The sequence below is a fragment of the Halobiforma nitratireducens JCM 10879 genome (assembly GCF_000337895.1).
Taxonomy (GTDB): Archaea; Halobacteriota; Halobacteria; order Halobacteriales; family Natrialbaceae; genus Natronobacterium; species Natronobacterium nitratireducens.
In genome coordinates this window covers 1-2,323 of the sequence record NZ_AOMA01000121.1, presented here as the reverse complement: position 1 = coordinate 2,323, position 2,323 = coordinate 1, and the positions used below count along the sequence as shown (strand labels likewise).

The following is a 2,323-nucleotide window of genomic DNA, read 5'->3' as shown; positions in this document are numbered from 1 at the left end:
TCGGAGACAGTTCGGTCTCGTGCGTGCGCGGGGACGATCTCGAAGTATGGTACTTCCCGTCGAAGCTTCCCGAGTTAAACGCCGTCGAAGGGTGTTGGGACCAGCTGCAAGAGTGGTTCAAGTATCGGCTCGTGCCTGATCCCTCGTCGCTGAAAGACTACATCTTACGAGGAGTGAACGCGATCAGCGAACCAAACATTTGGCCGTATCTTATCGGTAAGGATTCGACTTAATCACTATGAGTTCGGAGGGTGGTTCAGGCGATTACTGTTGACTGCGGAGAACCAGCAGTGCGGTGGTAAACAGCGCGACGACCGCGACAGCGCTGCCGAAGCCAGGAATCCCGTCTTCGTCGCCGTCGATTTCAGTGTCGCTGTCATCATCGATACTGGTGTTGCTGTCGGGACTGCTATCGTTTGATTCGGCGTGGTTCTCGACGTCGCTGGTACCTTCGTGATCCTCGACTACGAGGACGCTACGATCGAACTCTTCCTCGAGTTCGTATTCGGATTCGAAGCTCTCTCCGATCGACAGATCCCAACTGTGAGCCGGAAGTGGGTCGTCACCGATCTCGTTATCTATGACGCTGACGTTGTCAATGCTCACGTTCTTTTCATCGTAAGCCGACCAGGCGTATTCATCGGTGGCAGCTTCGTGTGCGTTAAACTGGAGCACAGCCTCGTTGTCACTGGCTTCCGAGAGGTCGACCTCGACCTGCGTTACGTAGCCATGGTCCTCATCTCCGAGGACGAGTGCTGCTTTGCTAGCCTCTTCGAACCCAATAGTTATATTGGCAATTTCACCTTCGGAGATCCGATCGATCTCATCGAAATAGTAGCTTGTCCCTTCGTCAGTTTCCTGGACCGAGGGGTTGTTAGCAGCCATGGAACCTACGACACCGCTTTCGAACTCGTACTCACCGGTTTCGAGATTGTCGACACTGTCACCGCCTGCGGGACCGGTGGTCTGGAGGACGACCGAGCCGTCGACAAAAACTGGGTCGCCGTCGTATGCATTACCGTCTACTGCCGTCGCTGCACCCACAAACGCTGTAGATACGACGACAGCCGAGAGACACAGTGTCATTGCCAGAAGTACTACGCGTCTCTTTTTTCGAGTTGATTGTTGATCCGTCATTCTGTGTATTATTTCTGTTTAGTTGCTTCGAGAGCCGTCACTGGTGGGAACTACTGATCTATCGTCCTAGGGTTCCTCACGTTCTGGCCCGTACACTCCGGATTGGAGTATCTGGCAGTACTTTCAGAACTGGTGATAAGTTTTCTGATTCAACTATTGGGTGAGGAAACCAAACCGGGGACGAGTCAACCAGGAGTGCGTGCGCTGTCCGGAGTGTTAGACCCTTTCAGCGCCCACAGCCGTCCTGTGTAGTTCCGGTTAGTGAATGTTGTCCCCCTGATACGCACTCGAGACCGTTCGAAGCCGGCGAAACTGATTTCCCGTCTTTCCGGTTGGCGGCTACAGTTGGGAAGGACCGGAAACGATAGTAGCTACAGGGCGTCGATAATCTCAGTACCCTTCGACTGGAACTCAGCTGCGAATTGTTCCGTGACCGCTTCGTGAACCACCTCGGAGTCAAGTGGATCGAGAGACTTCATCTCTCGTCATCACGCCGATCTTTGATTTTCGTACGACCCTGAAATACTCGGCCTGTTTCACTTGTAGAAAGCGGCGTCTATGGTGAAAGAGACTCTCACGAAGGAGCCAAACAACTGCTGAAAGGTTCGCAATTCCCTTTTATCATCTATTCAGACTGTCACGGGACATTTAAGCAAGTTCTCTCTCCACTTTTAGGTATCATGTCGACGACCAACCGTCGAATCGACATCGACCTCGAGAGCGACCTCGAGATGGACGTTCCGCCGGGAGAACCCGCCCGGGCGACGCTCGAACTGGTCTACGAGGAAGACGGCGGCCGAACGGTCACACTCGAGCGCGGGGAAGACGAGTGGATTCTCGAGTTCGACGAGAACGGTCGGTGTGTCGATCGCGACCCGCCGACTCGTCAGTTGCCTGGTTGGGTGTCCAAAGCTATCGAACTAGTCGAAGGCGAACTGCGGTAACGTCGAGAGCACGCCGTGGCGTATCCGAGTTCTTCTGTGTTGTGTTTTCTCATGCGGCTTCCTGTCCCGATGTGCCGGAGCAACTGCCGTCCGAGTGACGGTTGCACCAAAAATGACTGACAGTAAACGGTATCGGAGTAACGAAGAGGGACCGGCTACCGTCGGCTACTGTCCGATCCAGAGTACGCCGAATGGGTAAACGCCTCGGACGGGAGCGATGGTTGGTGTATGACTGGCAGGGG

Annotated in this window: 3 protein-coding genes; 2 read left to right on the top strand and 1 reads right to left on the bottom strand. The window is 54.3% G+C overall.

Features of this window, described 5'->3' with window-relative positions:
* The first annotated feature begins 23 nt into the window (after positions 1-23).
* Positions 24-233: a transposase gene (locus C446_RS11815; protein WP_239639500.1), complete on the top strand. Its 210-nt coding sequence runs from the start codon at positions 24-26 to the stop codon at positions 231-233.
* 31 nt (positions 234-264) lie between these two features.
* Here the strand turns inward: C446_RS11815 and C446_RS11810 are convergent, their stop codons facing one another.
* Positions 265-1,086, bottom strand: coding sequence for a DUF7827 domain-containing protein (locus C446_RS11810; protein ID WP_160162970.1), 822 nt, complete (start codon positions 1,084-1,086; stop codon positions 265-267).
* Positions 1,087-1,817: 731 nt separating this feature from the next.
* On the opposite strand from C446_RS11810, the gene C446_RS11805 reads away from it, so the two are divergent.
* Complete coding sequence (locus C446_RS11805) at positions 1,818-2,081, top strand: hypothetical protein (RefSeq protein WP_006673339.1); 264 nt, start codon at positions 1,818-1,820, stop codon at positions 2,079-2,081.
* Positions 2,082-2,323 lie beyond the last annotated feature (242 nt).

Coding starts and splice junctions, on each gene's coding strand:
- C446_RS11810 (WP_160162970.1), bottom strand. CDS start 1,086: ATGACACTGTGTCTCTCGGCTGTCGTCGTATCTACAGCGTTTGTGGGT.
- C446_RS11805 (WP_006673339.1), top strand. CDS start 1,818: ATGTCGACGACCAACCGTCGAATCGACATCGACCTCGAGAGCGACCTC.